This is a genomic window from Bradyrhizobium daqingense, assembly GCF_021044685.1.
Taxonomy (GTDB): Bacteria; Pseudomonadota; Alphaproteobacteria; order Rhizobiales; family Xanthobacteraceae; genus Bradyrhizobium; species Bradyrhizobium daqingense.
This window is the reverse complement of sequence record NZ_CP088014.1, coordinates 1,085,806-1,108,317: the sequence shown is the minus strand read 5'-3', so window position 1 is coordinate 1,108,317 and position 22,512 is coordinate 1,085,806. Positions and strand designations below refer to the sequence as shown.

General features: G+C 63.8%; 27 protein-coding genes. 13 read left to right on the top strand and 14 right to left on the bottom strand.

The features are described 5' to 3' along the window. The first annotated feature begins 70 nt into the window (after positions 1–70). The 3 genes from rplS to LPJ38_RS05115 all read left to right on the top strand — a co-directional run bounded on the left by rplS (position 71) and on the right by LPJ38_RS05115 (position 2,481). Complete coding sequence (gene rplS / locus LPJ38_RS05125) at positions 71–451, top strand: 50S ribosomal protein L19 (RefSeq protein WP_008539050.1); 381 nt, start codon at positions 71–73, stop codon at positions 449–451. A 328-nt stretch (positions 452–779) separates the two neighbouring features. Beyond that, positions 780–2,186 carry a 3-isopropylmalate dehydratase large subunit gene (leuC, locus tag LPJ38_RS05120; RefSeq protein WP_145630258.1) on the top strand — a complete coding sequence of 469 codons (1,407 nt, stop codon included), beginning with the start codon at positions 780–782 and terminating at the stop codon, positions 2,184–2,186. Between the two features lie 94 nt (positions 2,187–2,280). Continuing rightward, positions 2,281–2,481, top strand: a complete 201-nt coding sequence (locus LPJ38_RS05115) for a hypothetical protein (protein WP_145630259.1) — start codon at positions 2,281–2,283, stop codon at positions 2,479–2,481. A gap of 77 nt (positions 2,482–2,558) precedes the next feature. On the opposite strand, the gene LPJ38_RS05110 is transcribed toward LPJ38_RS05115, so the two are convergent. From LPJ38_RS05110 to LPJ38_RS05100, 3 genes are all read right to left on the bottom strand, one after another. Continuing rightward, positions 2,559–3,134, bottom strand: coding sequence for a hypothetical protein (locus LPJ38_RS05110; RefSeq protein ID WP_145630260.1), 576 nt, complete (start codon positions 3,132–3,134; stop codon positions 2,559–2,561). Between the two features lie 175 nt (positions 3,135–3,309). Continuing rightward, positions 3,310–3,567: a hypothetical protein gene (locus tag LPJ38_RS05105; protein ID WP_167520360.1), complete on the bottom strand. Its 258-nt coding sequence runs from the start codon at positions 3,565–3,567 to the stop codon at positions 3,310–3,312. 50 nt (positions 3,568–3,617) lie between these two features. Continuing rightward, complete coding sequence (locus LPJ38_RS05100; protein WP_167520361.1) at positions 3,618–3,905, bottom strand: hypothetical protein; 288 nt, start codon at positions 3,903–3,905, stop codon at positions 3,618–3,620. A gap of 156 nt (positions 3,906–4,061) precedes the next feature. On the opposite strand from LPJ38_RS05100, the gene LPJ38_RS05095 reads away from it, so the two are divergent. The 5 genes from LPJ38_RS05095 (at position 4,062) to LPJ38_RS05075 (ending at position 7,636) form a co-directional block, all read left to right on the top strand. Further along, complete coding sequence (locus LPJ38_RS05095; protein ID WP_145630263.1) at positions 4,062–4,460, top strand: metallopeptidase family protein; 399 nt, start codon at positions 4,062–4,064, stop codon at positions 4,458–4,460. 81 nt (positions 4,461–4,541) lie between these two features. Next, positions 4,542–5,147: a 3-isopropylmalate dehydratase small subunit gene (gene leuD, locus LPJ38_RS05090; RefSeq protein ID WP_008539074.1), complete on the top strand. Its 606-nt coding sequence runs from the start codon at positions 4,542–4,544 to the stop codon at positions 5,145–5,147. Between the two features lie 79 nt (positions 5,148–5,226). Then, entirely contained in the window at positions 5,227–6,012 is a 786-nt protein-coding gene (locus LPJ38_RS05085) for a hypothetical protein (protein WP_145630264.1), read from the top strand. A gap of 232 nt (positions 6,013–6,244) precedes the next feature. Continuing rightward, complete coding sequence (locus tag LPJ38_RS05080) at positions 6,245–6,664, top strand: hypothetical protein (protein WP_145630265.1); 420 nt, start codon at positions 6,245–6,247, stop codon at positions 6,662–6,664. A 150-nt stretch (positions 6,665–6,814) separates the two neighbouring features. Then, a complete protein-coding gene (locus tag LPJ38_RS05075; protein WP_145630266.1) occupies positions 6,815–7,636 on the top strand; it encodes an LssY C-terminal domain-containing protein in 822 nt (273 codons plus the stop codon). 51 nt (positions 7,637–7,687) lie between these two features. Here LPJ38_RS05075 and LPJ38_RS05070 read toward each other — a convergent pair whose 3' ends face one another. Then, positions 7,688–9,067 carry a caspase family protein gene (locus LPJ38_RS05070; RefSeq protein ID WP_145630267.1) on the bottom strand — a complete coding sequence of 460 codons (1,380 nt, stop codon included), beginning with the start codon at positions 9,065–9,067 and terminating at the stop codon, positions 7,688–7,690. 247 nt (positions 9,068–9,314) lie between these two features. Between LPJ38_RS05070 and LPJ38_RS05065 the strand changes: the two genes are divergently transcribed. Further along, entirely contained in the window at positions 9,315–9,671 is a 357-nt protein-coding gene (locus tag LPJ38_RS05065) for a hypothetical protein (protein ID WP_231088575.1), read from the top strand. A 1-nt stretch (position 9,672) separates the two neighbouring features. On the opposite strand, the gene LPJ38_RS05060 is transcribed toward LPJ38_RS05065, so the two are convergent. The 3 genes from LPJ38_RS05060 to LPJ38_RS05050 all read right to left on the bottom strand — a co-directional run bounded on the left by LPJ38_RS05060 (position 9,673) and on the right by LPJ38_RS05050 (position 12,237). Continuing rightward, positions 9,673–10,587: a hypothetical protein gene (locus LPJ38_RS05060; protein WP_145630268.1), complete on the bottom strand. Its 915-nt coding sequence runs from the start codon at positions 10,585–10,587 to the stop codon at positions 9,673–9,675. Positions 10,588–10,692: 105 nt separating this feature from the next. Continuing rightward, on the bottom strand, positions 10,693–11,352 hold the full coding sequence (locus tag LPJ38_RS05055; protein ID WP_145630269.1) for an HAD hydrolase-like protein: 660 nt from the start codon (positions 11,350–11,352) through the stop codon (positions 10,693–10,695). 3 nt (positions 11,353–11,355) lie between these two features. Then, positions 11,356–12,237 carry an HpcH/HpaI aldolase/citrate lyase family protein gene (locus LPJ38_RS05050; protein WP_145630270.1) on the bottom strand — a complete coding sequence of 294 codons (882 nt, stop codon included), beginning with the start codon at positions 12,235–12,237 and terminating at the stop codon, positions 11,356–11,358. A gap of 99 nt (positions 12,238–12,336) precedes the next feature. On the opposite strand from LPJ38_RS05050, the gene LPJ38_RS05045 reads away from it, so the two are divergent. Continuing rightward, positions 12,337–12,978, top strand: a complete 642-nt coding sequence (locus LPJ38_RS05045; protein WP_145630271.1) for a carbonic anhydrase — start codon at positions 12,337–12,339, stop codon at positions 12,976–12,978. 60 nt (positions 12,979–13,038) lie between these two features. Here the strand turns inward: LPJ38_RS05045 and LPJ38_RS05040 are convergent, their stop codons facing one another. Then, positions 13,039–14,073 (bottom strand): aspartate-semialdehyde dehydrogenase, encoded by a 1,035-nt coding sequence (locus LPJ38_RS05040; protein WP_145630272.1) that lies wholly within the window; start codon positions 14,071–14,073, stop codon positions 13,039–13,041. A 117-nt stretch (positions 14,074–14,190) separates the two neighbouring features. Between LPJ38_RS05040 and LPJ38_RS05035 the strand changes: the two genes are divergently transcribed. Continuing rightward, complete coding sequence (locus LPJ38_RS05035) at positions 14,191–14,979, top strand: hypothetical protein (RefSeq protein ID WP_145630273.1); 789 nt, start codon at positions 14,191–14,193, stop codon at positions 14,977–14,979. 156 nt (positions 14,980–15,135) lie between these two features. Continuing rightward, positions 15,136–15,522: a hypothetical protein gene (locus LPJ38_RS05030; protein ID WP_145630274.1), complete on the top strand. Its 387-nt coding sequence runs from the start codon at positions 15,136–15,138 to the stop codon at positions 15,520–15,522. A gap of 178 nt (positions 15,523–15,700) precedes the next feature. On the opposite strand, the gene LPJ38_RS05025 is transcribed toward LPJ38_RS05030, so the two are convergent. Next, entirely contained in the window at positions 15,701–16,342 is a 642-nt protein-coding gene (locus LPJ38_RS05025) for an LbetaH domain-containing protein (protein ID WP_145630275.1), read from the bottom strand. A gap of 135 nt (positions 16,343–16,477) precedes the next feature. After that, on the bottom strand, positions 16,478–17,590 hold the full coding sequence (leuB, locus tag LPJ38_RS05020; RefSeq protein ID WP_145630276.1) for a 3-isopropylmalate dehydrogenase: 1,113 nt from the start codon (positions 17,588–17,590) through the stop codon (positions 16,478–16,480). 230 nt (positions 17,591–17,820) lie between these two features. On the opposite strand from leuB, the gene LPJ38_RS05015 reads away from it, so the two are divergent. Further along, a complete protein-coding gene (locus LPJ38_RS05015) occupies positions 17,821–19,023 on the top strand; it encodes a YbfB/YjiJ family MFS transporter (RefSeq protein WP_145630277.1) in 1,203 nt (400 codons plus the stop codon). 98 nt (positions 19,024–19,121) lie between these two features. Here the strand turns inward: LPJ38_RS05015 and LPJ38_RS05010 are convergent, their stop codons facing one another. The 4 genes from LPJ38_RS05010 to LPJ38_RS04995 all read right to left on the bottom strand — a co-directional run bounded on the left by LPJ38_RS05010 (position 19,122) and on the right by LPJ38_RS04995 (position 22,442). Continuing rightward, entirely contained in the window at positions 19,122–19,904 is a 783-nt protein-coding gene (locus LPJ38_RS05010) for a molybdopterin-binding protein (protein WP_145630278.1), read from the bottom strand. A gap of 70 nt (positions 19,905–19,974) precedes the next feature. After that, complete coding sequence (locus LPJ38_RS05005) at positions 19,975–20,604, bottom strand: cytochrome b/b6 domain-containing protein (protein ID WP_145630279.1); 630 nt, start codon at positions 20,602–20,604, stop codon at positions 19,975–19,977. Positions 20,605–20,785: 181 nt separating this feature from the next. Further along, on the bottom strand, positions 20,786–21,340 hold the full coding sequence (locus LPJ38_RS05000; protein ID WP_060734475.1) for a fasciclin domain-containing protein: 555 nt from the start codon (positions 21,338–21,340) through the stop codon (positions 20,786–20,788). 340 nt (positions 21,341–21,680) lie between these two features. Next, entirely contained in the window at positions 21,681–22,442 is a 762-nt protein-coding gene (locus LPJ38_RS04995) for an SDR family oxidoreductase (RefSeq protein ID WP_145630280.1), read from the bottom strand. Positions 22,443–22,512: the final 70 nt, after the last annotated feature.

Sequence of the window (22,512 nt, the reverse complement as noted above, 5' to 3'; positions counted from 1 at the left end):
AATGGCTGGATAGACGAATTTTGCGCAGCCCCCGTTTGAAAAGGCTGGGCGCGCCGATGGAGATTTACCCATGAACCTGATCAAGCAGCTCGAGCAAGAGCAATTCGAAAAGCTGTCCGCCGGCAAGGACATCCCGGAATTCGGTCCCGGCGACACCGTGATCGTCAACGTGAAGGTCGTCGAAGGCGACCGCACCCGTGTGCAGGCCTATGAAGGCGTCTGCATCGGCCGTTCCGGCGGTGGTCTCAACGAGAGCTTCACTGTCCGCAAGATCTCCTACGGCGAAGGCGTGGAGCGCGTGTTCCCGGTGATGTCGCCGATGATCGATTCGATCAAGGTCGTCCGTCGCGGCAAGGTGCGTCGCGCCAAGCTCTATTACCTCCGCAACCTTCGCGGCAAGTCGGCCCGCATCGTCGAGAAGCAGGACCGCCAGGCCGCCGTCGGCGAGTAAGCTTTGCCACCAGGCAAGTCTTCCGAAAGCGCGGGGCTCGGCTCCGCGCTTTTTTGTTGCGTCAGCCGTGCGCGTCAAAGCACTCGCGCTTCCAATTCGGCCTGCTATATATTCTTGGAATGTTTCCAGATCTGACCAGCTTCGCCCCCGTCCAGCGCATCGTCATCGATGATCGCTCGCGGCTGCCTGGCCGGTTCTTCGGACGCTTCGCGACCTCGGCAACGTCAGAGCTTATTCGCGCAGCCTGACAGGCTGCGCTGACGATTTTGTTGCCTGCGCGCTGCCCGCGCACATCCGCTTACACAACATTCTTTCGGAGCTGACGCTCATGTCCAAGCCGACCACATTGTACGACAAGATCTGGAACGACCATCTGGTGCACGAAGCCGAGGACGGCACCTGCCTGCTCTACATCGACCGCCATCTGGTGCACGAGGTGACCTCGCCGCAGGCATTCGAAGGCCTGCGCGCGACAGGCCGCAAGGTGCATGCGCCCGAGAAGACGCTGGCCGTCGTCGACCACAACGTGCCGACCACCGACCGCACCAAGCCGAACCCGGATCCGGAGAGCATCGAGCAGATCAAGGCGCTGGCCGAGAACGCCAAGGAGTTCGGCATCGAATATTACAACGAGTTCGACAAGCGCCAGGGCATCGTCCACGTCATCGGCCCCGAGCAGGGCTTTACGCTGCCCGGCACCACCATCGTCTGCGGTGACAGCCACACCTCGACGCATGGCGCGTTCGGCGCGCTCGCGCACGGCATCGGCACGAGCGAGGTCGAGCACGTGCTGGCGACGCAGACGCTGATCCAGAAGAAGGCCAAGAACATGCGCGTCACCGTCGACGGCACCTTGCCGGAGGGCGTGACGGGGAAGGACATCATCCTCGCCATCATCGGCGAGATCGGCACCGCCGGCGGCACCGGCTATGTGCTGGAATATGCCGGCGATGCGATCCGCGCGCTCTCGATGGAAGGCCGCATGACGGTCTGCAACATGTCGATCGAAGGCGGCGCCCGCGCCGGCCTGGTTGCACCCGATCAGAAGGCCTACGACTTCCTGCGCGACCGGCCGAAAGCGCCGAAGGGCGCGGCCTGGGACGCGGCGATGCGCTATTGGGAGAAGCTGCGCTCCGACGAGGGCGCTCATTTCGACCACGAGCTGCGCCTCGACGCCGCCAAGCTGCCGCCGATCGTGACCTGGGGTACCAGCCCCGAGGACGTCATCTCGGTAACAGGCATGGTGCCCGACCCCGACAAGATCGCGGACGAGGCCAAGCGCATCTCCAAGCATCGCGCCCTGAAGTACATGGGCCTGACCGCGGGGACGAAGATCACCGACATCAAGCTCGACCGCGTCTTCATCGGCTCCTGCACCAACGGCCGCATCGAGGATTTGCGCGCCGCCGCCAAGATCGCGGAAGGCAAACAGGTTGCAGGCACCGTCAACGCCATGGTCGTGCCGGGCTCCGGCATCGTGAAGGAGCAGGCCGAGGCCGAGGGTCTGGACAAGATCTTCATCAAGGCCGGCTTCGAATGGCGCGAGCCGGGCTGCTCGATGTGCCTCGCCATGAACCCGGACAAGCTGAAGCCGGAAGAGCGCTGCGCCTCGACCTCCAACCGCAATTTCGAGGGCCGCCAGGGCTTCAAGGGCCGCACCCATCTGGTGTCGCCGGCGATGGCGGCGGCCGCGGCGATCGCGGGCCACTTCGTCGACGTCAGGGACTGGCGTTAAGCCCATCCCGGCAATTGTAGCGATCGCGGCAAACCGCCCTTAATCCGCGCCGCCTCATTCTCGTCCTCGCGAAGGTTTCGCGAGGACGCTGCTCATGGCCAACAAGCCGGAATATGTCGATCTGATCAGCGAGGCCACGCGCCAGCACCGGCGCGTAGCGCCGCTGCGCGTCGTCGCCAAGCCGGAGGTCGAGGAGACCTCGAGGCTCAGTCACTGGCCGCCGGCGATGTTCAAGCAATGGAAGCTCGACAATCTGATGCGGTGGAGATCCGCATCGTGGAAGCTGAAGGATTAGCTTGAGCATCGGTGTCATTCCGGGGCGCCCGAAGGGCGAACCCGGAATGACGGATTTGATCTCAGCCGTAGCTCACATCACCAATAGTACCGGTGCGGATAATGCCAGCGCGGCCAGTGGCAGACGCGGCGCGGGCCGTAATAGGTGAAGATGATCCGGCAGCGGCGCGGATAGTGGTAGTAGGGATAGTAGCCGCCGACATAGTAGCGCCGGTGGAAGTGACGATAGCCGAAATGGGGGCGATGGTGGCCCCAGTGACGGTGGTAGCCGCCATATCCGCCGTGGCGAAAGCCGCCATGGTGATAGCCGCCGACATGCCGGAAGGCCGGTGCGGCGCGGAAGCCGCCGATATGGCGGCCGTGAAATCCACCGCCGCGGAAACCTCCGATATGTCCTCCGCGGAAGCCGCCGCCATGGAAGCCGCCACCGCGGAAACCTCCGCCGCGGAAGCCGCCTCCATGTCCATGCCCGCCGTAGCGAACCTGCGTGACGAGGTCGTCGGCCGCCGCCTTGGTCGCGGGCGAGGTCGCCGGATTGATCAAGGTGAGTGCTTCAGCGCGGCGCGCGGTGCCGGCCGACAGCATCAATGTCGCGGCGGCCGCGAGCCCGAGCAAGCGCATCGGGCTTGCTCGAAGTCCCAATATTCTCAGCATGAAATCCTCTCTGAAGTCGGACAGCGAAAGTTGCGAGGCGACGTCTCGGCCGCGCCATCGCTGTTCAATTACGGTCGCTCCCACGATCAAACTGAGGAGAGCCACGTGAACGCGCCATGAATGAACGATGCTGCGCTCCGCGATGCGACGCAGTGCCGCGACAAGCGGCGTCTCATCAGAAGGGGCCGTAGCCGAACACGAAGGGAGCCGGGACGCCGTACGGATAGGGACGGTAGTAGACCGGCCGCGCGTAGTAGCGTGGATCACGACGAATGGCAGGTCGCGCGATGACATGAGTTCGCGCCGTTCGTCGCGCATCGAAAACCGCGATCCCTGCCGAGGCCTCCGGCACCGTGACCCTTTGCGCAGCGAAAGCGCGGGGCAGACCAGCGGCCAGCGTGGCGGCGATGGCCAATGCAACCCATCGTATCACCATAAGGAGGCGGCGGTGCTGCCTCGTTAGCGATGGCATTGAGCCGGGCATCAGCCGCGGCGCCAGTAGCAGCTCACGCGCGGCACGATCACAGTGCCGCTCGGACGGAATTCCTGCACGTAGGTGGCGTTGCACACGCGCACGGCGTCAGGACCGGGATTGTAGCGCGGGTAGACGCCGTCCGGGCTATAATAGGGTGTGACGCGCAGACGCCGCTTACGCGAGGGCGGGACCTCGTCCGGCGAGGCGGCCTGGGCAAGGCGGATCGCGGGGCCAGCGGGCTGAGTTTGGGCGTGAGTTTGGGCTTGGGCGCCAACACACGGCGAAAACAACCCCATGCACAGTAGCGTCAGCGCTGTTTTTACTCGCATTTTTCCGCCCACCTGAAACGTCCCGTTCGAGCTCCCACGCTCCCCGTTTTGGCGGCGCGCGTCAACCTCGCCGCCCTTATAAAGCGGGATGCATCGGCAAGGAACCCGCGCTAAGAGAGCCTGATGTGGACTGAATTGAAAGCGCCCTCGCTGGCCGAAATGGAAGCGACGGCGCACGACATTTTTGAGCGCCTGCCGGCGGAGTTCCGCAAGCTGTGCGAGGGCGTCATCATCCGCGTCGACGACTTCCCGACCGAGGACGTCCTGGACGAGATGCAATGCGAGAGCGAGTTCGACCTGCTCGGCCTGTTCCAGGGCGTTGGCTTGCCGCAGCAGAGCCTTGGCGACGTGGCGCGGCTGCCGAACATGGTCTGGCTCTATCGCCGGCCGATCCTGGATTATTGGGCCGAGCACGACGAGACCCTCGGCCACATCGTCCGCCACGTCCTGATCCACGAGATCGGCCACCATTTTGGTCTTTCGGACGACGATATGGCCGCGATAGAGGCGCAGGCAGACTAGACCTGCCGAATTCGGCCTAGGATTTCCGCCCCGATCGCGATAAACACCGGTTCCCCTAGACCCATCCGGGAAAGCGCAACCATGGACAAGTTCACCACGCTGGAAGGCGTTGCGGCGCCGCTGAAGATCATCAATGTCGACACCGACATGATCATTCCGAAGCAGTACCTCAAGACCATCAAGCGCACCGGCCTTGGCAAAGGGCTCTTCTCGGAGCAGCGCTACAAGGACGACGGCAGCGAGAACCCCGATTTCGTCCTCAATCAGCCCGCCTATCGCAACGCGAAGGTGCTGGTGGCCGGCGACAATTTCGGCTGCGGCTCGAGCCGCGAGCATGCGCCGTGGGCGCTGCTGGACTTCGGCATCCGCTGCGTGATCTCGACCTCGTTCGGCGACATTTTTTACAACAACTGCTTCAAGAACGGCATCCTGCCGATCCGCGTCTCGCAGGAAGACCTCGACAAGCTGTTCGACGATGCCGAGCGCGGCGCCAATGCGACGCTGACGATCGACCTGCCGAACCAGGAGATCCGCGGCCCCGACGGCGGCAAGGTCAAGTTCGAGATCGACCCGTTCCGCAAGCACTGCCTGATCAACGGCCTCGACGACATCGGCCTCACCATGGAAAAGAAGGCCTCGATCGACACTTACGAGGACAAGCTCAAGCGCGAACGCGCCTGGGCCTGATCGCAAATGTGAGTTAGAGCCCCGGTGCCGTCAGCGCCGGGGCTTTTTGTTTGTCCTGATGATCCCTTAGACTTCTCGCATGCTGCCCGAGATCGTCACCTTTTGGCATGGCCCGATGGACGCCCTGCGCCAGACCTGCCTGCGCTCGCAGCGGGCTGCCGGCCACAAGGTCACTGTCTACAGCTTCGACACCATTCCCGGCCTTCCCGCAGGCATCGCAAACGCGGATGCCGAGGCGATCCTGCCGCATGCGTTCTCGGAACGCTTGCGCCCGCCGCAGCCCGACGGCAGCTGGCGCGACTGGACCACGCTGCAGTTCAGCGATTTCTTCCGCATGAAGCTGATGGCAAAGAATCTCGGCCTCTGGCTCGACGCCGACGTGCTGCTGCTCAAGCCCGTTGAGATCGATCCGGCGAAGCCATATTTCGCCTGGGAGCGGTCGCGCCAACTCGGCAATTCCGTGATTTATCTGCCGCCCGAGCACGGCATCGTCGCCGCATTCGAAGAGCTGATGGAACAGGAGGAGCTGACGCCGAACTGGCTGTCCATGCGCCACCGCATCACCTTCATGATGCGCCGCCTGCGCGGCGGCTCGAACCGCCTCTCCGACATCCGCGTTGCGATCTACGGCCCAGCGGCTCTGACCGCACTCGCTCGGCGTACCGGGGAGCTGCGATGCGCGCTGCCGAAGCAATCGTTCTACGCAGTGCATGCCGAGCCAAAGCTGTTCTTCGACCCCTCGAATTATCTCGGCCTCGTCACCAACCCCGAGATCATCGGCCTGCACATCTCTCCCAAGGGCCGCGGCGGCGAAAAGCCGATTCCGGGCAGCCTGTATGCGTGGGCGGCGGAGCGGTTTTCATAACACCTCTCTCGTGTCCCGGACGCGGTGCGGCGCGTAGTGCCGCTCCGCAGAGCCGGGACCCAGCAGCACTGCGAGATGGGTCCCGGCTCTGCGCAGCAGCGTTTCACGCTGCAGCGCGTCCGGGACACGAGAGCCATTTCCTTGACGCATTCTCAATTTGATCCAGCGCAACGCGCGCCTGCATCATTGTGCCTAATCTGGCTTCAATTCCACGATCCCAACGGAGCCTCGCATGAGCACCGCAAGCAGGCCTTATCCCATCGTTCAGGACCTCATCGAGTCCTTTGCCGGCTGGCTGAAGCATCGCCGCGAGATGAACGAGCTACGGCAGCTCGATCGCGCCGATTTCGACCGGATCGCCGGCGATCTCAGGATCGCGCCTGACGATCTCGAAGAGCTGGTCCGCCACGGCAAGCACGCCGCCGACGAGCTGCCGAAGCTGATGGAGCAGCTCGGCATCAGCGCCGAAGGCCTCGGCCGCGCGCAACCGCTGCTGCTGCGCGACATGGAGCGGGTCTGCTCGCTTTGCAATCACAAGGGCCAGTGCGACCGCGAGCTCGCCGCCGGCACCGCCGCGGAGAACTATCACGGCTATTGCGCGAATGCGTCCACGCTGGAGTCGCTCGATCGCGCCGATGTCGTGCCGCACTGAGTCGCGGCCGCACCGACGAATGAGATTCTCGACCGGAACGGGGCCGTCTGCCTTGCGCACGCCGATGCGGGCGCAAGCCTCGCGCCGGACGTTGTAACGGACTATGCTGGATCGGTATGGTGTCGCGTATGCTGGCCCGAACGATACTGCATGACCCATTCCGCCAAGTCCGGGACGAGGAAGCGACGGTGGCCTTACGGGCTGGCCCTTGTCGTGCTCGTCTATCTGGCCCTCGCATACGTTCTGTTGCCCACCCTGTGGATTCACCACGAACACGAAGCAGGACTGGCTTCGTTGCCGATGCTCACCAGGACGTCGGACGATATCCCTGGTGATCCCCTGAACGTTGGGCTTGTCGGCGATGGCGCAGATGTCGTCCGCGCCATGAATGCCGCCGGATGGTTTGCGGCCGACGCCGTGACCCTGCGATCGAGCATCGAGATCGTCGGGAGCGTGGTCCTGGATCGACCGTATCGCAACGCGCCCGTCAGTCCGCTCTACTATCTCGGAAAGAAGGAGCAATACGCGTTCGAGAAGCCTGCAGGAAAAAGTGCAGATCGGCGGAATCACGTTCGGTTCTGGAAGGCCCTCGAAAAGGCTGATGACGGTCGACCAGTCTGGCTCGGTTCGGCAACTTTCGACCGAGGCGTTGGGCTGAGCCATGATACGGGACAGGTCACCCATCACATCGCGGCCAACATCGATGCCGAGCGGGATCTCTTGATGGCCGACTTGCGAGCGGCCCGCATCGTCAGCAAGTTCTTTCAGATCTCCGGCATAGGCCCGACCCTGTTCGGCCGAAATGGTGGCGGCGACCCCTACTATACGGATGGCGAGATCCACGTCGCCGTCCTGGTGCCGGGAGCGGCGAACGGGCCTGCCGATCCGCCGACCGTTCCACCGCCCTCCTTCATCGCTTTCAAGGATGCCATATGGCACGGCATCGCTCGCCAAGCCGAAACGAAACCCTAGAGCGCGACGAGATCAGGATGAACCGTCATCGTGCTGCTACGAGGCCGGGCCTCACTTGCCTGCGACGAAGTAAAAATCCTGCCGGCCGGAGATCGAGCCGTAGCTGAACGGCTTCTGCCTGCGGCCGGTCGCTTCCATGACGTCGTCGCGCACGAAGTCGAACAGCCTGCGGACCTCGAGGCCCGGCGTCGGGACATTCTTGACGAAGGCGGCCGCGAACGGGCTGTTGCTCCCCTCGCCATCGAGCGCGGTCTCACCATCCTTGGCGGCGTAGACCACGAGCGTCCCGGCCTCCGGCTCGACAGGGGCCAGACCTCGCGACACCGAACGCGACGCCACGGTCATCGTGCGCTTCATCTGGGCCGCGAACGGATTGTCACGGCAGGCATCGAGAATGACGAGGCGCAATTTTTTCGCGCGCTCCGCCGCATTGAGAACCTGATCGACCGGCACGGCTTCAAACGCGATCTCGCGATCCGCGGCGATCCTGGCGTCCGTCGGGATGAGATAATTGACGCCGCCGACCTCCATGCCGTGCCCGGCATAATAGACGACGGCCCAATCTGCCGTTTCCGCACGTGCAGCGAACTCGCGCAAGGCATTCACCAAAGCGTCCTTGCGAAGATCGGTCAGCAGCGTGACTGCTTCGAACCCGGTGAGCTTCAGCACGTCGGCGACGAGGCTCGCGTCGCGCACGGGGTTCGGAAGTGCGGCGACGTTTTCATAAGCCGAATTGCCGATGACGAGGGCGATACGGCGATCACCGATCGCAGCCCCCGGCGCCACGACGGCCGGAGGAACGCTGGGTTTCTCGACCAATATCGTTGTCGGCCGCGGCGCAGGCAGGACGGCAAGCCGCTCGCGTGCCTTGTCCAAAGCCCATTTCGTGGCACTCCGAGCCAGCCCGAGCGTCGCGTTGAAATCGGCTCTTGCCCTGGCGAAATCTCCGCGCTTCTCGTAGGCCAGACCGCGATTGACATAGGCATTCGCGTAGGTCGGATCCACGCGTATCGCTTCCGTGTAGTCCGCGATGGCACGGTCCGAGTCGCCCTTGTTTCCGTATGCGTTGCCGCGATTGAAATAGGCGTTCGCATTCGTCGGCTGCAGGTGGACCGTCTCGGTGTAATCGGCAATGGCGCGACCCGTGTCGCCCTTGTTGCTGTAGGCGTTGCCCCGGTTGTAATGCGCATTCGCATGGGCGGGATCGAGCCGGATCGTCGCGCTGTAATCCGCAATGGCGCGGTCCGTATCGCCCCTGGCGCTGTAGGCGTTGCCGCGGTTGTAGTACGCGTTCGCGTCCCTGGGATCTCGCCGTATCGCCTCAGAGGCCGCGGCAATGGCCGCGTTCGCCTCGCCCTGGGTGCGATCGGTGGCGGTTGCCGGGGCAGCGAGAACAAGAAGTGCGAGGCAATAGAATAATTTGCGAAGCATCAGGAGACCCACTCGCCGTATCGGGACTGAAGGCAATATTTAAACGGCGTAAATCTACTGAAGCAATCGGCTTGGAGGTGTGACCCCGATCACAGCGAATTAGACGCTGAAGTGCGCGACCGGACCTCGCGGACGCGGTGCCGTTTACCGAACGTTAGAGTCTTCCCAGACACAACCAAAAGCTGTGATTACTTCAGAAGGCGACCGGATCGCCAGAAAGCTCGCGCGGTTCATCGGAGGAAGCGACATGCGTCATACGAATTTTCTTCTCGGAATTATTGCAGCGTCAATCATGACGTTTTCTCCAGCAAGTCTTCTGGCAGACGAACGGCGTGAGGAACCGCTCCGAATTCAAGTCAATGTCAGCCTGTTTCTTCCTGGTCCGACTGGCGACACCGACGAGGCTCTGAAGCTCAGAGAGCGTGCGCGCCGATCGATTTACGAGCTGGCAGCGGGCGAGTGCGCGATCGTGGATCAGGTCCTCACGAAGAACTGCCGGCTTGAGTCCGTCAGCGTGAACGTCAATACCAACCGTCAATCGGGTGGACAGAACGAAGGTTACGCTGCGACGGGCAACTTCACATTGCGCGCGACCCTGAAATAGCTCAGTTCATGGCCGCCAAGGTCGCGTCGCGACGGACCTCGTAGACGTAGCTCTGGAGCTTTTCCGGCACGCTTGGGCGGTTCGGGCGGTCCACGAGCACGCAGGCAGCATAGTCCGCGGGCACCGCGCGATCGGTCGCGGCGACGCGGCCGATCGCCTTGGATGTGAACCATCGGCAAAGTCGGCGCGTGAACGGCCGCATCCAGGAATCCCCGTCGGCCACGACGACGCCGATCAGCATCGAGCCGGGCGAGCTACCCTTCCAGAATTGAACGCAGAATGCTCCATTCCGAAGAAGGAGGAATCGGCCTGGCCATCCGAAGTCGGACGACGAGATCGTCACGCAGGTGTCCGTCACCACGTCGCGATCGTCGAAATCGACGTATTTCGCGGGAAGCCTTTTTGCCCACCGGGTTCTGAGATAGCCGGCGCCCAGCCCTCCGTGCCGTCCGGGCTCCGGCGGCTCCGCAGGATTGATCGAGAACGGAAAGGTGCTCATGGCACCTTCTTTTCCGACCAGGAAGAAGCCCCGCGCGTCTGAAAACCAGCTTGGCGCCGGCCTGTCGTCAACGAGCTTGCCGTTGATCTTGGCCGTCATGCGGGACGATTGCAGATCGAGGAGCGTCACTACGTTCGGCCCGTATTTCTTTTCCATCTCCGCCTCGAAAGCGTTGTAACCGGCGGTCTGGAGCGACACGGTCGTGGTGATCGCGTGCATCTGGTGCAGCTCTGATCGCGGGGCCCGCAGATCAAAGATGAGCTCGCTCGCGGCGATCGCCACTAGCACGACGACGATCACGATCGGCCATTGCAGGCGTAGTTGCATTTCCAAGGCTTCCGAACAGCGGGGGGCAGGCCATGTGCACGGTAGACGCGAGACATTTCCACAACCGGAAGAAAGCGGATCAATTTGCAACTAAGGCGAGGCATTGAATGGAGCCAGCCTGGACTGAACCAAAGCGGTAAGTTAGCTGGCAATCTATGAACTTCGCCGCACGATCAGACCAAGGATCCATTCAAACTAAGGATCCAACATCGAAAGAACCGCGCGCGCGAGATCAACAGTCCGCTCCACCAAGCGGTCCGCGCCGGCTGCTTCCAGTTCCTCCCGGCTGCCATATCCCCAGAGCGCGCCGAGGCCGCGCATCCCGACCGCATGAGCACCAACGATGTCATGGCGGCGATCGCCGACCATGAGGCTGTGCGAGGGTGAGATACCGTGATTGGACAGGATATGGGCGAGCAGCTCCGGCTTGTGGTCCAGTTCACCGCCCGGGATCGAACCGTAGATGCCGTCGAAATACGCTGCGAGGTTCAAGTTCTCCAGGATTCGGCGGGCAAAGATTTCGCGCTTCGACGTGGCGAGATAAATCCGCAAGCCGGCGCGACGTATCGCCTCGATCGCGCCGCTGATTCCGGGATAGAGCTCGCTGCCGAGCAGACCGGTTTCGCCGTAGTGCCGACGATAGGCAATGGCGGCTTCATCGATCCGATCGTCGCCATACGCCGCCAGCAATATTCGCAAGATGTCTTCAAGCGGCGGCCCGATCACGATGTCGGGCGCGTGGCCGGGATCGTGCCCGAGCACGCGCAATGCCGCCGCGCAGCTGGCGACAATGCCGGGCTTGGAATCGACCAGCGTTCCGTCGAGATCGAGCAGGACGGAACGCGCTGGGCCCACCCCTCAGCCCTTCCCCATCGCCGCGATTGCGTCCGCGATTGCGATCGTGCGCCGGGCCATGTCGGCATGCAAGCGCTCGACCATGGCGCCGTCGAGACGGATCGCGCCGCGCGAGACGTTTTCCGGCAGCTCGAACGCCGCGATGATCTTTCGCGCGCGCGCGACCTCTTCCTCCGGCGGGGTGAAGATCGCGTTGCAGGCATCGATCTGCGAGGGATGGATCAGCGTCTTGCCGTCGAAGCCGAGGTCGCGGCCTTGCGCGCATTCGGTGGCGAAGCCGTCGGAATTGGCGATGTCGCTGTAGGGGCCGTCGAGGATCTCCAGGCCATAGGCGCGGGTCGCCAGGATGCAATGGGTGATCATCGGGATCATCGCGGCGCGGCCCGGCAGCATCCGGATGCGCGTCTCGCGCGAAATGTCGTTCGGGCCGAACACGAAACCCGAGAGACGCCGCGACGGATCGAGGCCGGCGGCGGCCAGCTCCTCCGCATGCAGCACGGCGCGCGCGGTCTCGATCATGGCCCAGACCTTGACGGTCGGCGCGGCGCCGAGTTCGGCCAGCTTGCGACCGATGGCGTCGAGATCTTCGACGCTTGAAACTTTTGGAACCAGGATGCCGTCGGGCGAGGCTTTGGCGGCCATGGCGACGTCATCGGCCCACCAGGCTGTGTCGAGACCGTTGGTCCGGATCAAAATCTCGCGCTTGCCAAAGCCCTTGGCCGCGATCGCCGCGGCGATGCCGTCGCGCGCCACCGCCTTGGCATCGGGCGCGACGGAATCCTCGAGATCGAGGATCAGGCCGTCGGCGGCGAGATTGCGCGCCTTTTCCAGCGCGCGGGGGTTGGAGCCGGGCATGAACAGATGGCTGCGGCGCGGGCGGGTCATGCTGCGTTCCTTCCTCGTCTTTCCGGCCTCAGCCGATAGCATCTGGCCTGCCTATTCGAAAGGCTTGTTCGCGCCTGCGGTCTATGATTAGGCATAGGTATGATGACATTCCCGAAGCATTTGCTGGAAGGCTACAAGGCCTTCGCAACTCAGCGGCTGCCGACCGAGCAGACCCGCTATCGCGAGCTGTCGGTGAAGGGGCAGGCCCCGGAAGTGATGGTGATCGGCTGCTGCGACAGCCGCGTCTCGCCCGAGGTGATCTTCGATGTCGGCCCGGGCGAATTGTTCGTCGTCCGCAACATCGCCAATCTGGTGCCGGTGTATCAGCCCGACGGCAACGCGCACGGCGTCTCGGCGGCGCTGGAATATGCGGTGACGGTGCTGAAGGTGAAGCACATCGTCATCCTCGGCCACGCCCAATGCGGCGGCATCCGCGCCTTCGTCGACAAGATCGAGCCGCTCACGCCCGGCGACTTCATCGGCCGCTGGATGCAGATGTTCATCAAGCCGGGCGAGGTGGTCGAGCAGCGCGAGCACGAGACCATGGCGCAGTTCGTCGAGCGCATCGAGAAGGCGGCGGTGTTCCGCAGCCTGGAAAACCTGATGACGTTCCCGTTCGTGCGCAAGGCGGTCGAGAGCGGCCACATGCAGACCCACGGCGCCTATTTCGGCGTCGCGGAGGGATCGCTGTTCGTGCTGGACAAGACGACGAAGGAGTTCAAGAGGGCGAATGGCGAATAGCGAATGGCGAGTTGCGAATGGAGGGCTCCATTCGCCATTCGCTACTCCCTACTCGCCGTTTCACGCCGCCTTCTTCTTCGCGCTGATCAGCTTGCGGTTGATCAAGACTTCCGCGATCTGGATCGCATTGAGCGCGGCGCCCTTGCGGAGGTTGTCGGACACGCACCACAGCGCGAGGCCGTTCTCCACTGTCGCGTCCTCGCGGATGCGGCTGATGTAAGTCGCGTCCTCGCCGGCCGCTTCGTAGGGCGTGGCGTAGCCGCCGGGCTCCTGCTTGTCGATGACGAGGCAGCCGGGCGCCTTGCGCAGGATCTCGCGGGCTTCGTCCGCGCTGATCGGGTTCTCGAACTCGATGTTGACCGCTTCGGAGTGACCGACGAAGACAGGCACGCGCACGCAGGTGGCGGTGAGCTTGATCTTGGGATCGAGTATCTTCTTGGTCTCCGCCATCATCTTCCACTCTTCCTTGGTGAAGCCGTCTTCCATGAAGACGTCGATGTGGGGGATGACGTTGAAGGCGATGCGCTTGGGGAATTTCTTCGCGACCAGCTCGTCATTGGTGTAGACGGCCTTGGTTTGCGAGAACAATTCGTCCATCGCGTCTTTGCCGGCGCCCGACACCGATTGATAGGTCGAGACCACGACGCGCTTGATCGTCGCTTTGTCGTGCAGCGGCTTGAGCGCGACGACGAGCTGCGCGGTCGAGCAGTTCGGGTTGGCGATGATGTTCTTCTTCTTGAAGCCTTCGGTCGCGCCTGCGTTCACTTCAGGCACGATCAGCGGCACGTCCGGATCCATGCGCCAGGCGGACGAGTTGTCGATCACGACGGCGCCGGCGGCGCCGATCTTCGGCGACCATTCCTTCGACACCTCACCGCCCGCCGACATCAGGCAGATGTCGACGTCGGAGAAGTCGTAATGCTCGAGCGCCTTGCACTTCAGGGTACGGTCGCCATAGGAGACCTCGACGCCGACGCTGCGGCGCGAGGCCAGGGCCACGACCTCGTCCGCGGGGAATTTGCGCTCATCCAGGATGTTGAGCATTTCCCGTCCGACATTGCCGGTCGCGCCGACGACTGCGACTTTGTAACCCATCGTTCACTCTCCGATGAAAAAGCCCGTTCCCGAAGCTGACGCTTAAACGGGAAGAGCAGCGCTTCTATGCGAGAACCGGCCTCAAGACAACGTCAAGACCATGCCTGAAGGCCGTGGATGCAGTCGCCCGAGGCCAGCACGGCCGCAAGCCCTACCCAGATCCAGCTGACGCTCTTGGCCGTCGCCGACGAGGTCGTCGGCACGCTCGCGCGTCTGGTTGCCTATGTGGGGGCGCTTGCGCTGTTTGCCATCCTCGCCCTTGCTGCGCTGGGCCAGCTGCCCGAGCTGCGCGGCGATGAGCCCGCGGACAAGCCGGGCTGGAGCATTGCTGATCGCTCGCACCCGGCCTTCGCCGTCAGTCGGACCGATTCATCAGAGAAAACAGCCTCTTACACCATCCTCCGGCATCCCGAAGGCGGCCGCAGGGACGTGCTGCGCTGGATCGGCGATGCAAGCAAGCCTCTGGCCGAGCTCGATATCTACCGGCAAGGCGGCGAATTCGATCTGGCCCGCCCCGCCACCGCGGATCTCGCCGCTCAGATGGGATTGGACGCGGCCATGGCGCTGGAGCAGGCTGGCCTGATCGACACCAAATTCGGCGCCGTTGCCCTGTTCCGGCCGGTCGGCGCGGCGGAGGGGATGCGCACCTGCCTCGGCTACCTCAAGCGCTACGAGGAGCCGGCGCTGCAGATCTCCGGCTTCTCCTGCCAGGGCGACACGCTGCCTGCCCGGCGCGCGGCGATCGCCTGCACGCTGAACCGCCTGAAGCTGCTGGCCTCGGGCAACGAGCCAAAGTTGGCGGAATTGTTCGCCCATGCCGAGCTGAAGCGCCGCGGTTGCGATTCTCAGGGATCGTCGGACTGGCTGCTGGGCGCCGCCAACGCGCAATTGCGAGGAGCGCTTTAAGCGGCGTGCGGCCCAAGTGGCTGGTATTGATGCAACTTTTGCCGGCACGCACGATTATTCCCCCCTGGTGTGACCCAATTGACCTAGTTGCATCCGCCTTGGCCGGGCTAGTATGGGGTGAAATCGACTGGCGGCCTGCCGCCTGAAGGGGACGTGATGAGCTTGAAATTCTCTGCGGCGAACACCTTGGCGACCTGGCTTGCGGCGGGCGCCGTCATTGCCATCGCGTTTGCGTCGCCCGCTTCCGCCGAAACCCGGACCAAGCAGCGCTATGACGAGCGCGGCCGACCCTATTACGGCCCGACCGGCCCCAACGCGGTCTATCAGCAGGGCCGCACCCGCATCTATGTGAGCAAGCGCTCCTGGCTGGACGGCGGCACCGAGGTCAACCCCGGCGACCGCAAATTCACCGACTACGCCTTCCCGCCGGCCGTCGGCTATCCGACCTTCGCCCGCGAGAACCTCAACCGTCCGATCGACCGCCAGCCGCTCTCGCCGCCGCAGGACGTCGGCGGCTATCCGCAGAACTTCCCGCTGTATTGAGCGGGCGTATCTCTCGAATCAAAATGGCCGGGCTCGCGCCCGGCCATTTCGTTTTTGAAGGTGCTTTGGACACTCCGCCTCTCCACCGTCATTGCGAGCGCAGCGAAGCAATCCAGAATCTCTCCGCGGAAAGATTCTGGATTGCTTCGTCGCTGCGCTCCTCGCAATGACGGTGAAGCTAGATCTCAGCGCCAAACGCCGAATCGTAACGTCTGCAAAAATCCTCGATCGCTTCGGAGCGGAAATCGCCGAGGCGCTCGAAGATCAGCTCATCCGGCCAATTCCACCAGGCGATGCGGCGCAGGCTCGCTGCAACGGCATCATCGAAGCGTTTGCGGATGGGACGGGCGGGAACGCCGCCGACGATGGTGTAGGGCGCGACATCGCGGCTGACGACCGCGCCTGCTGCAATCACCGCGCCGTCGCCGACATTTGCGCCCGGCAGCAGGATGGCGGCATGGCCGATCCAGACGTCGTTGCCGACGATGACGCGGTCGCCGCGCCTACCTGCGAAGAAGTCGCGGTCGCGCGTCGCGCCCGCCTCGTAATATTCGGGGACATAGGTGAAGCGGTGCTGCGAGGGACGGCCCATCGGATGGTTCGGCGCGCCGATCCGCACCGAATTGGCGATCGCCGTGAACTTGCCGATCACTGCGTCGGCGACGTCGCAATTCTCGCCGAGATAGGAGTAATCGCCGAGCGAGGCATATTCGATGCGCGTGTTGGCGAGCACCTCGCAGCGGCGCCCGATCTGCGCCTCCCGCAGGCGCACCGTCTCATGGATGATGGTGTCCGCGATCTTGGGGCGGGGTGCGTCCATGAGAGAGCTCCGAAAGGAGGTGCTGTAGGGTGGGCAAAGGCGCACTTGCGCCGCGCCCACCATCTTTCGTCAATCGCGCTGGACGTGGTGGGCACGCTCGCGCTTTGCCCACCCTACGATTGCGGCGCTTGCCGCCTACGCGTGCAGTTTCTGCAATTCCTTCAGGATCGCTTCGCCCATCTGCGTGGTCGAGACGGCGGTGGTGCCTTCCGACTTGATGTCGGCGGTGCGCAGGCCGCTGGCGAGTACGGCGGCGATCGCGGCATCGACCTTGTCGGCGAGATCGCCCATGTCGAAGGAGTAGCGCAGCGCCATGCCGAAGGACGAGATCATCGCGATGGGATTGGCGAGGCCCTTGCCGGCGATGTCAGGCGCCGAGCCGTGCACGGGTTCGTACAGCGCCTTGCGCTTCTTGCTCTTCACATCCACCTCGCCAAGCGAGGCGGAAGGCAGCATGCCGAGCGAGCCGGTTAGCATCGCCGCGATGTCGGACAGCATGTCGCCGAACAGATTGTCGGTGACGATGACATCGAACTGCTTCGGCCATTTCACCAGCATCATGCCGCCGGAATCGGCGAGCTGATGCTCGAGCGTGACGTCGAGATACTCGCGCTTGTGGACCTGGGTCATGACCTCGTTCCAGAGCACGCCCGACTTCATGACGTTGCGCTTCTCCATCGACGTCACCTTGTTCTTGCGCTTCCTGGCAAGCTCGAAGGCGACGCGGCCGATGCGCTCGATTTCATAGGTGTCGTAGACCTGGGTATCGATGGCCCGCTTCTGGCCGTTGCCGAGATCGGTGATGGTCTTGGGCTCGCCGAAATAGACGCCGCCGGTGAGCTCGCGCACGATGACGATGTCGAGGCCCTCGATGGCGTCGCGCTTCAGGCTGGAGGCATCCGCCAGCGCCGGATAGCAGACGGCCGGACGGAGGTTGGCGAACAGAGCGAGATCCTTGCGCAGGCGGAGCAGGCCGGCCTCGGGGCGCACCTCGTAAGGCACGGCATCCCACTTCGGGCCGCCGACGGCGCCGAAGATCACGGCGTCGGCATCCTTGGCCTTGGCCATGTCGCCCTCGGAGATCGACACCTTGTGCGCGTCATAGGCGGAGCCGCCGACGAGGCCGGTGTCGGTCTCGAACCTGGCGATCCCGGCCGAATTGAGCCAGTCGATCAGCCGCTTCACCTCGCCCATCACCTCGGGGCCGATACCGTCACCGGGGAGCAGCAGCAGTTTGTGGGTCGCCATGGTCGTGTCCTCAGTTTATCTCGTCATTGCCGGGCTTGACCCGGCAATCCAGCTTTCTTGAAAGGATGGGTGCCCGGGTCAAGCCAAGTAAACCCCTTGGCATGACGAGCGGGCATGAATTTCGGCCGGAGTGCTAGAGCGGCGTTGCGCGCTTGGCAAGACACCATTGCCGGGGAGCCGGCTGTGCAAAGCGGATAGGGCCTGCCACACTCGCGCCGCCGGAGTACCCTTTGCACGCCCCTGACCAGTCCCCGTCCATCGCCCATCCCGCGCGGCTGATCCTGACCCTGTCGCTGGCGGCGACGGTCGGGCTCGGCATCGGCCGCTTTGCCTATGCGCTGGTGCTGCCGGACATGCGGGAGGACCTCGGCTGGTCCTACTCGGCAGCCGGTTTCATGAACACCATCAATGCCGTCGGCTACCTCGTGGGCGCGCTGGTGGCGTCGCGGCTGATCCAGCGCATCGGCTGGGCGGCGGCGATCCGCCTGGGAACACTGGCCTGCGTCGCCGCGCTCGCGACCTGCGCGCTGACGGGCAATTTCGTCGCGCTGAGCCTGGCGCGCCTCGTGCTGGGCCTGGGCGCGGCGGCCGGCTTCGTCGCCGGCGGCGCGCTGGCCGCCACCATTGCGCAGTCGCGCCCCGAGCGGGCGAATTTCCTGCTGAGCCTGTTCTATGCCGGACCGGGCATCGGCATTTTGTCCTCCGGGCTGATCGCCCCGTTCACGCTGCAATATTTCGGCCCGGGCTCGTGGTGGATCGTCTGGTGGGCGCTGACGCTATTGTCCGTCGCGATGACGATCCCGCTGTTCCTGATCCGGATCGAGAGCAGCACCCGCTTCTCCGAAGGCAGCCACGCCTCGTTCGCGCTCCTGCCGGTGCTGATCTATCTCGCCGGCTACTTCCTGTTCGGCGCCGGCTACATCGCCTACATGACCTTCATGATCGCCTATGTGCGCGACGGCGGCGGCGGGGCCGCGGCACAGGCGGCGTTCTGGAGCCTGATCGGGCTGAGCGCCTTCGTTACGCCCTGGGCCTGGCGCCGCGTGCTGGCGCTGGATCGCGGCGGGCTCGCCACCGCCATCATCCTCGGCACCAACGCGCTGGGCGCCGCCTTGCCGATGTTCGGACATTCGCCGGCTTTGCTCGCGGTCTCCGCGGTGGTGTTCGGCGTTGCCTTCTTCGCCGTGGTCGGCTCGACGACCGCCTTCGTCCGCTTCAACTATCCGCCCAAGGTGTGGCCGACCGCGATCGCGGCGATGACGATCTCGTTCGGCGTCGGCCAGACGCTCGGCCCGATCGTGGTCGGCGCGATCACCGATGCGCTGGGGAGCCTGAGCTACGCGCTGAACGTCTCGGCGGCGCTGCTGGCGCTCGGGGCAGTCGCGGCGCTGTGCCAGAGGAAGGTGGGGCCAGCCAAGGAACCGGTGTCGTAGGGTGGGCAAAAGCGCGTAGCGCCGTGCCCACCACCTATATCTCCATCGCACGAAATGCGTGGGCACCCTTCGCTTTGCCCACCCTACGGCAGCGGGAGCTAGCTCCCACTGAACGAATTGTATCCCTGGTCTTCCCAATAGCCGCCTTTGTAGTCGTTGGTGACTTCCATCGAGACGACGTATTTCGGGTTCTTGAAGCCGAGCTTCGTCGGCACGCGGATCTTCATCGGGAAGCCGTAGGCGCGCGGCAAAATCTCGTTCGCGTATTTGAACGTCATCTGGGTCTGCGGATGCAGCGCGCTGCGCATGTCCAGAGGCGAATTGTAGCCGTCCTTGTCGGCGCACTGGAACCAGACGTATTTGGCGCGCGTGTCGGCGCCGATCAGCTTGAGGAAATCGCGCATGGGCGTGCCGGTCCAACTGCCGATCGCGCTCCAGCCCTCGACGCAGATGTGACGCGTGATCTGCGTGACCTGCGGCAATTGATAGAGCTCGTCCAGCGTCCATGACTTCTTGTTGTCGACGAGGCCGCGCACCTCGAGCTTCCAGTCTTTACCGTCGATGTCCGGTGCGTCGTCCAGATCATAATAGGCGTTGAACGGGAACGGTTTTGTGATCGCGCTTTCGGGGAAGGTCGGCGCCAGCGCGTCGGGATTGAACATCCAGGCCTGCACCGCGTCGTTGAACTTCGACACTTTCGCCAGCATGGTCTCTGCTGAGGACGAGTCGATCACGTCGCACCCCGTGAGCAGCGTCAGCGCCCCCAGGCTGGCGCCGCCCGCGATGAAGCGGCGGCGGGTGACGTCGGGCATCGCCTTGAGGGAGTCCTTGATCAGGAGCCGCTTATCGACGCCGGGGATCAGGAATGAACGCTTGGCCATGTTCGCCTCACATATCTATTCTAAGCATGATCTTGTCGGAAAACCGCTTCACACTTTTCCGGATCATGCTCTAGCGACCGATGATCATCGCGCGCAGGCTCTTCGGCACGAGCAGCGCGAGCAGGACGTGGATGACGAGGAAGGCGCAGATCGCGGCCATGCAGAAGAAGTGCACGTACCGCGCGGCCGGATAATCGCCGAACAGCATCACGAGATAATAGAGCTGCACCGGCTTCCAGATGGCAAGGCCGGACAGCACGATCAGCACGCCGACCACGATGATGCCGGCATAGAGCAGGCGCTGCACGTAATTGTAGACCGTGAGATCGTCATGGCCGAGCTTGAAGGTCAGTGCGGCCCTGACGTCGTGAAGCACGCCGGACGCCGTGATCGGCAGCAGCTTCTTGCGGAAACGTCCGGTGGCGAGACCGGTGACGAGATAGGCGAGGCCATTGATCATCAACAGCCACATCGCGGCAAAATGCCAGAGCAGGCCGCCGCCGAGCCAGCCGCCGAGGGTGTACTCGCGCGGGAAGGTGAAGCCGAACAGCGGCGACGCGTTGTAGATCTGCCAGCCCGACAGGATCATCAGGATCATGGCAAGCGCGTTGACCCAGTGCATGATCCGCACCCAAGCCGGCTGGATCACTTTGGCCGGGGTGGCTCCGACCTGCTCGTCCGTGACTGTGAGGCTCGCCATGATGGTTCCGTCCTGAAGGTCGTGTGACAGCAATTATACGCCGGTCCTGCGGCTTTCGTTACGCCTGTCCTGCATCGAATTTATACCGGCCAGCCATGCCGGTCACAAAAAAGCGAGCCGGGCGCCCCCGGCTCGCTGTCTCGAGGCATCCTGTTCGGGGATGAAACAGGACCGCGCGGTGTTACGTCGCGGGCATCAGCACGGTGTCGACCACATGGATGACGCCGTTGGACTGATTGACGTTGGAGATCGTCACCATCGACGTGCCGCCCTTGGCATCGACGATCCAGACCTTGCCGTCCTGCTTCTTCACCGTCAGCTCCTCGCCCTCGGCGGTCTTCAGCTTCTTGCCGTCGGTGAGATCGGTGGCCGCGAGCTTGCCGGGCACCACGTGATAGGTGAGGATCTTGGTCAGCGTCGCCTTGTTCTCGGGCTTGACGAGGTTGTCGACGGTGCCGGCTGGCAGCTTGCCGAAGGCGGCGTTGGTCGGCGCGAACACCGTGAACGGGCCCTTGCCTTCCAGCGTCGGCACCAGGCCCGCCGCCTTCACCGCAGCCACCAGCGTGGTGTGGTCCTTCGAATTGACCGCGTTCTGGACGATGTTCTTTGACGGGAACATCGCCGCGCCGCCGACCATGACGGTCTTCTCCTCGGCGCTGACAGGCGCGACGACGGTCGCGGTGATGGCGAGGGCGCTGAAGGCGGCGGCAGCGAGATAGGCAATGCGCTTCGACATGGAGAGTCTCCCGATTGAATTGAGACCGGCAATCGCCGGCGTTGAGTTGCGGCAACAACGGCGTCTGCGACAGTGAGGTGATGCAGCTGTGCCGTCGTTGGTCCGAACTACGGGAGGGTTCGCGAGGCGGTTTCGGAGAAAAATTCTTTGTGATGCTTGAAACTATGGGGCGGGATGTTCGTGTGAAGGCTCAGCCGTCATTGCGAGGAGCCCTTGCGACGAAGCAATCCAGACTGTCTCTGCGGACGCATTCCTGGATTGCTTCGCGGAGCATGTCATCGGGCCGCGCTTCGCGCGGACCCGGTGGCTCGCAATGACGAGTTCGCGGCTCTCCCGCGCCTCAATCCCTGTTGTTCGGCGTTTGAATGAAACCGCGATTATGCGTCGGGCTGATTAGCACCTCGTTGATGCAGACGCGCGCCGGCATGCTGGCGATGAAGGCGATGGTGCGACCGAGATCGTCGGACTGCAGCATCTTCGCCTGCTCGTCCTCGCTCGGCACCACCGGGCGCAGCTTCAGGATCGGCGTCGCGACCTCACCCGGCATCAGGCAGCAGGCGCGCAGGCCGTTGACGCATTCGTCCATGTTGAAGGAATGGGTCAGCGCCAGCACCGCGTGCTTGGTCGTGGTGTAGGCCGGGCCCGGCATCTTCGAGACGTGGCGGCCGGCCCAGGACGAGACGTTGATGATCGCGCCGTCCTGCTGCTTGCGCATGGTCGGCAGCACCGCGCGCATGCAATAGAGCACGCCGTTGAGATTGACCTGAACCAGCTGATCCCAGCCTTCGAGTTCCATGTCCTTCCAGCTGCGCTTGGGGACATTGATGCCGGCATTGTTCACCAACAGATCGATCCGGCCGTGTGTGGCGACGATCTGATCGGCCGCCTTCTGGGCTTCGGTGGCGTTGGATACATCCAGCGCGATCGCCTCGGCCGCCCCGCCCGCCTTGGTGATCTTCGCGACGACGGCATCGAGGGCCTCTTTGCGCCGGCCCGAGACCACCACCGTCCAGCCATCGGCCGCCAGTGCCTCGGCGCCGGCCTCCCCGATCCCGCTGCCGCCGCCCGTGACCCAGGCTACGCGTTTCCCGGTTTTTGTCATGCAAACTGTCTCCGTTGCTTGTGCGGGGCGGTTTTTGCTAATCCAGCCCTCGGTTTTGACCGGCCTCTGC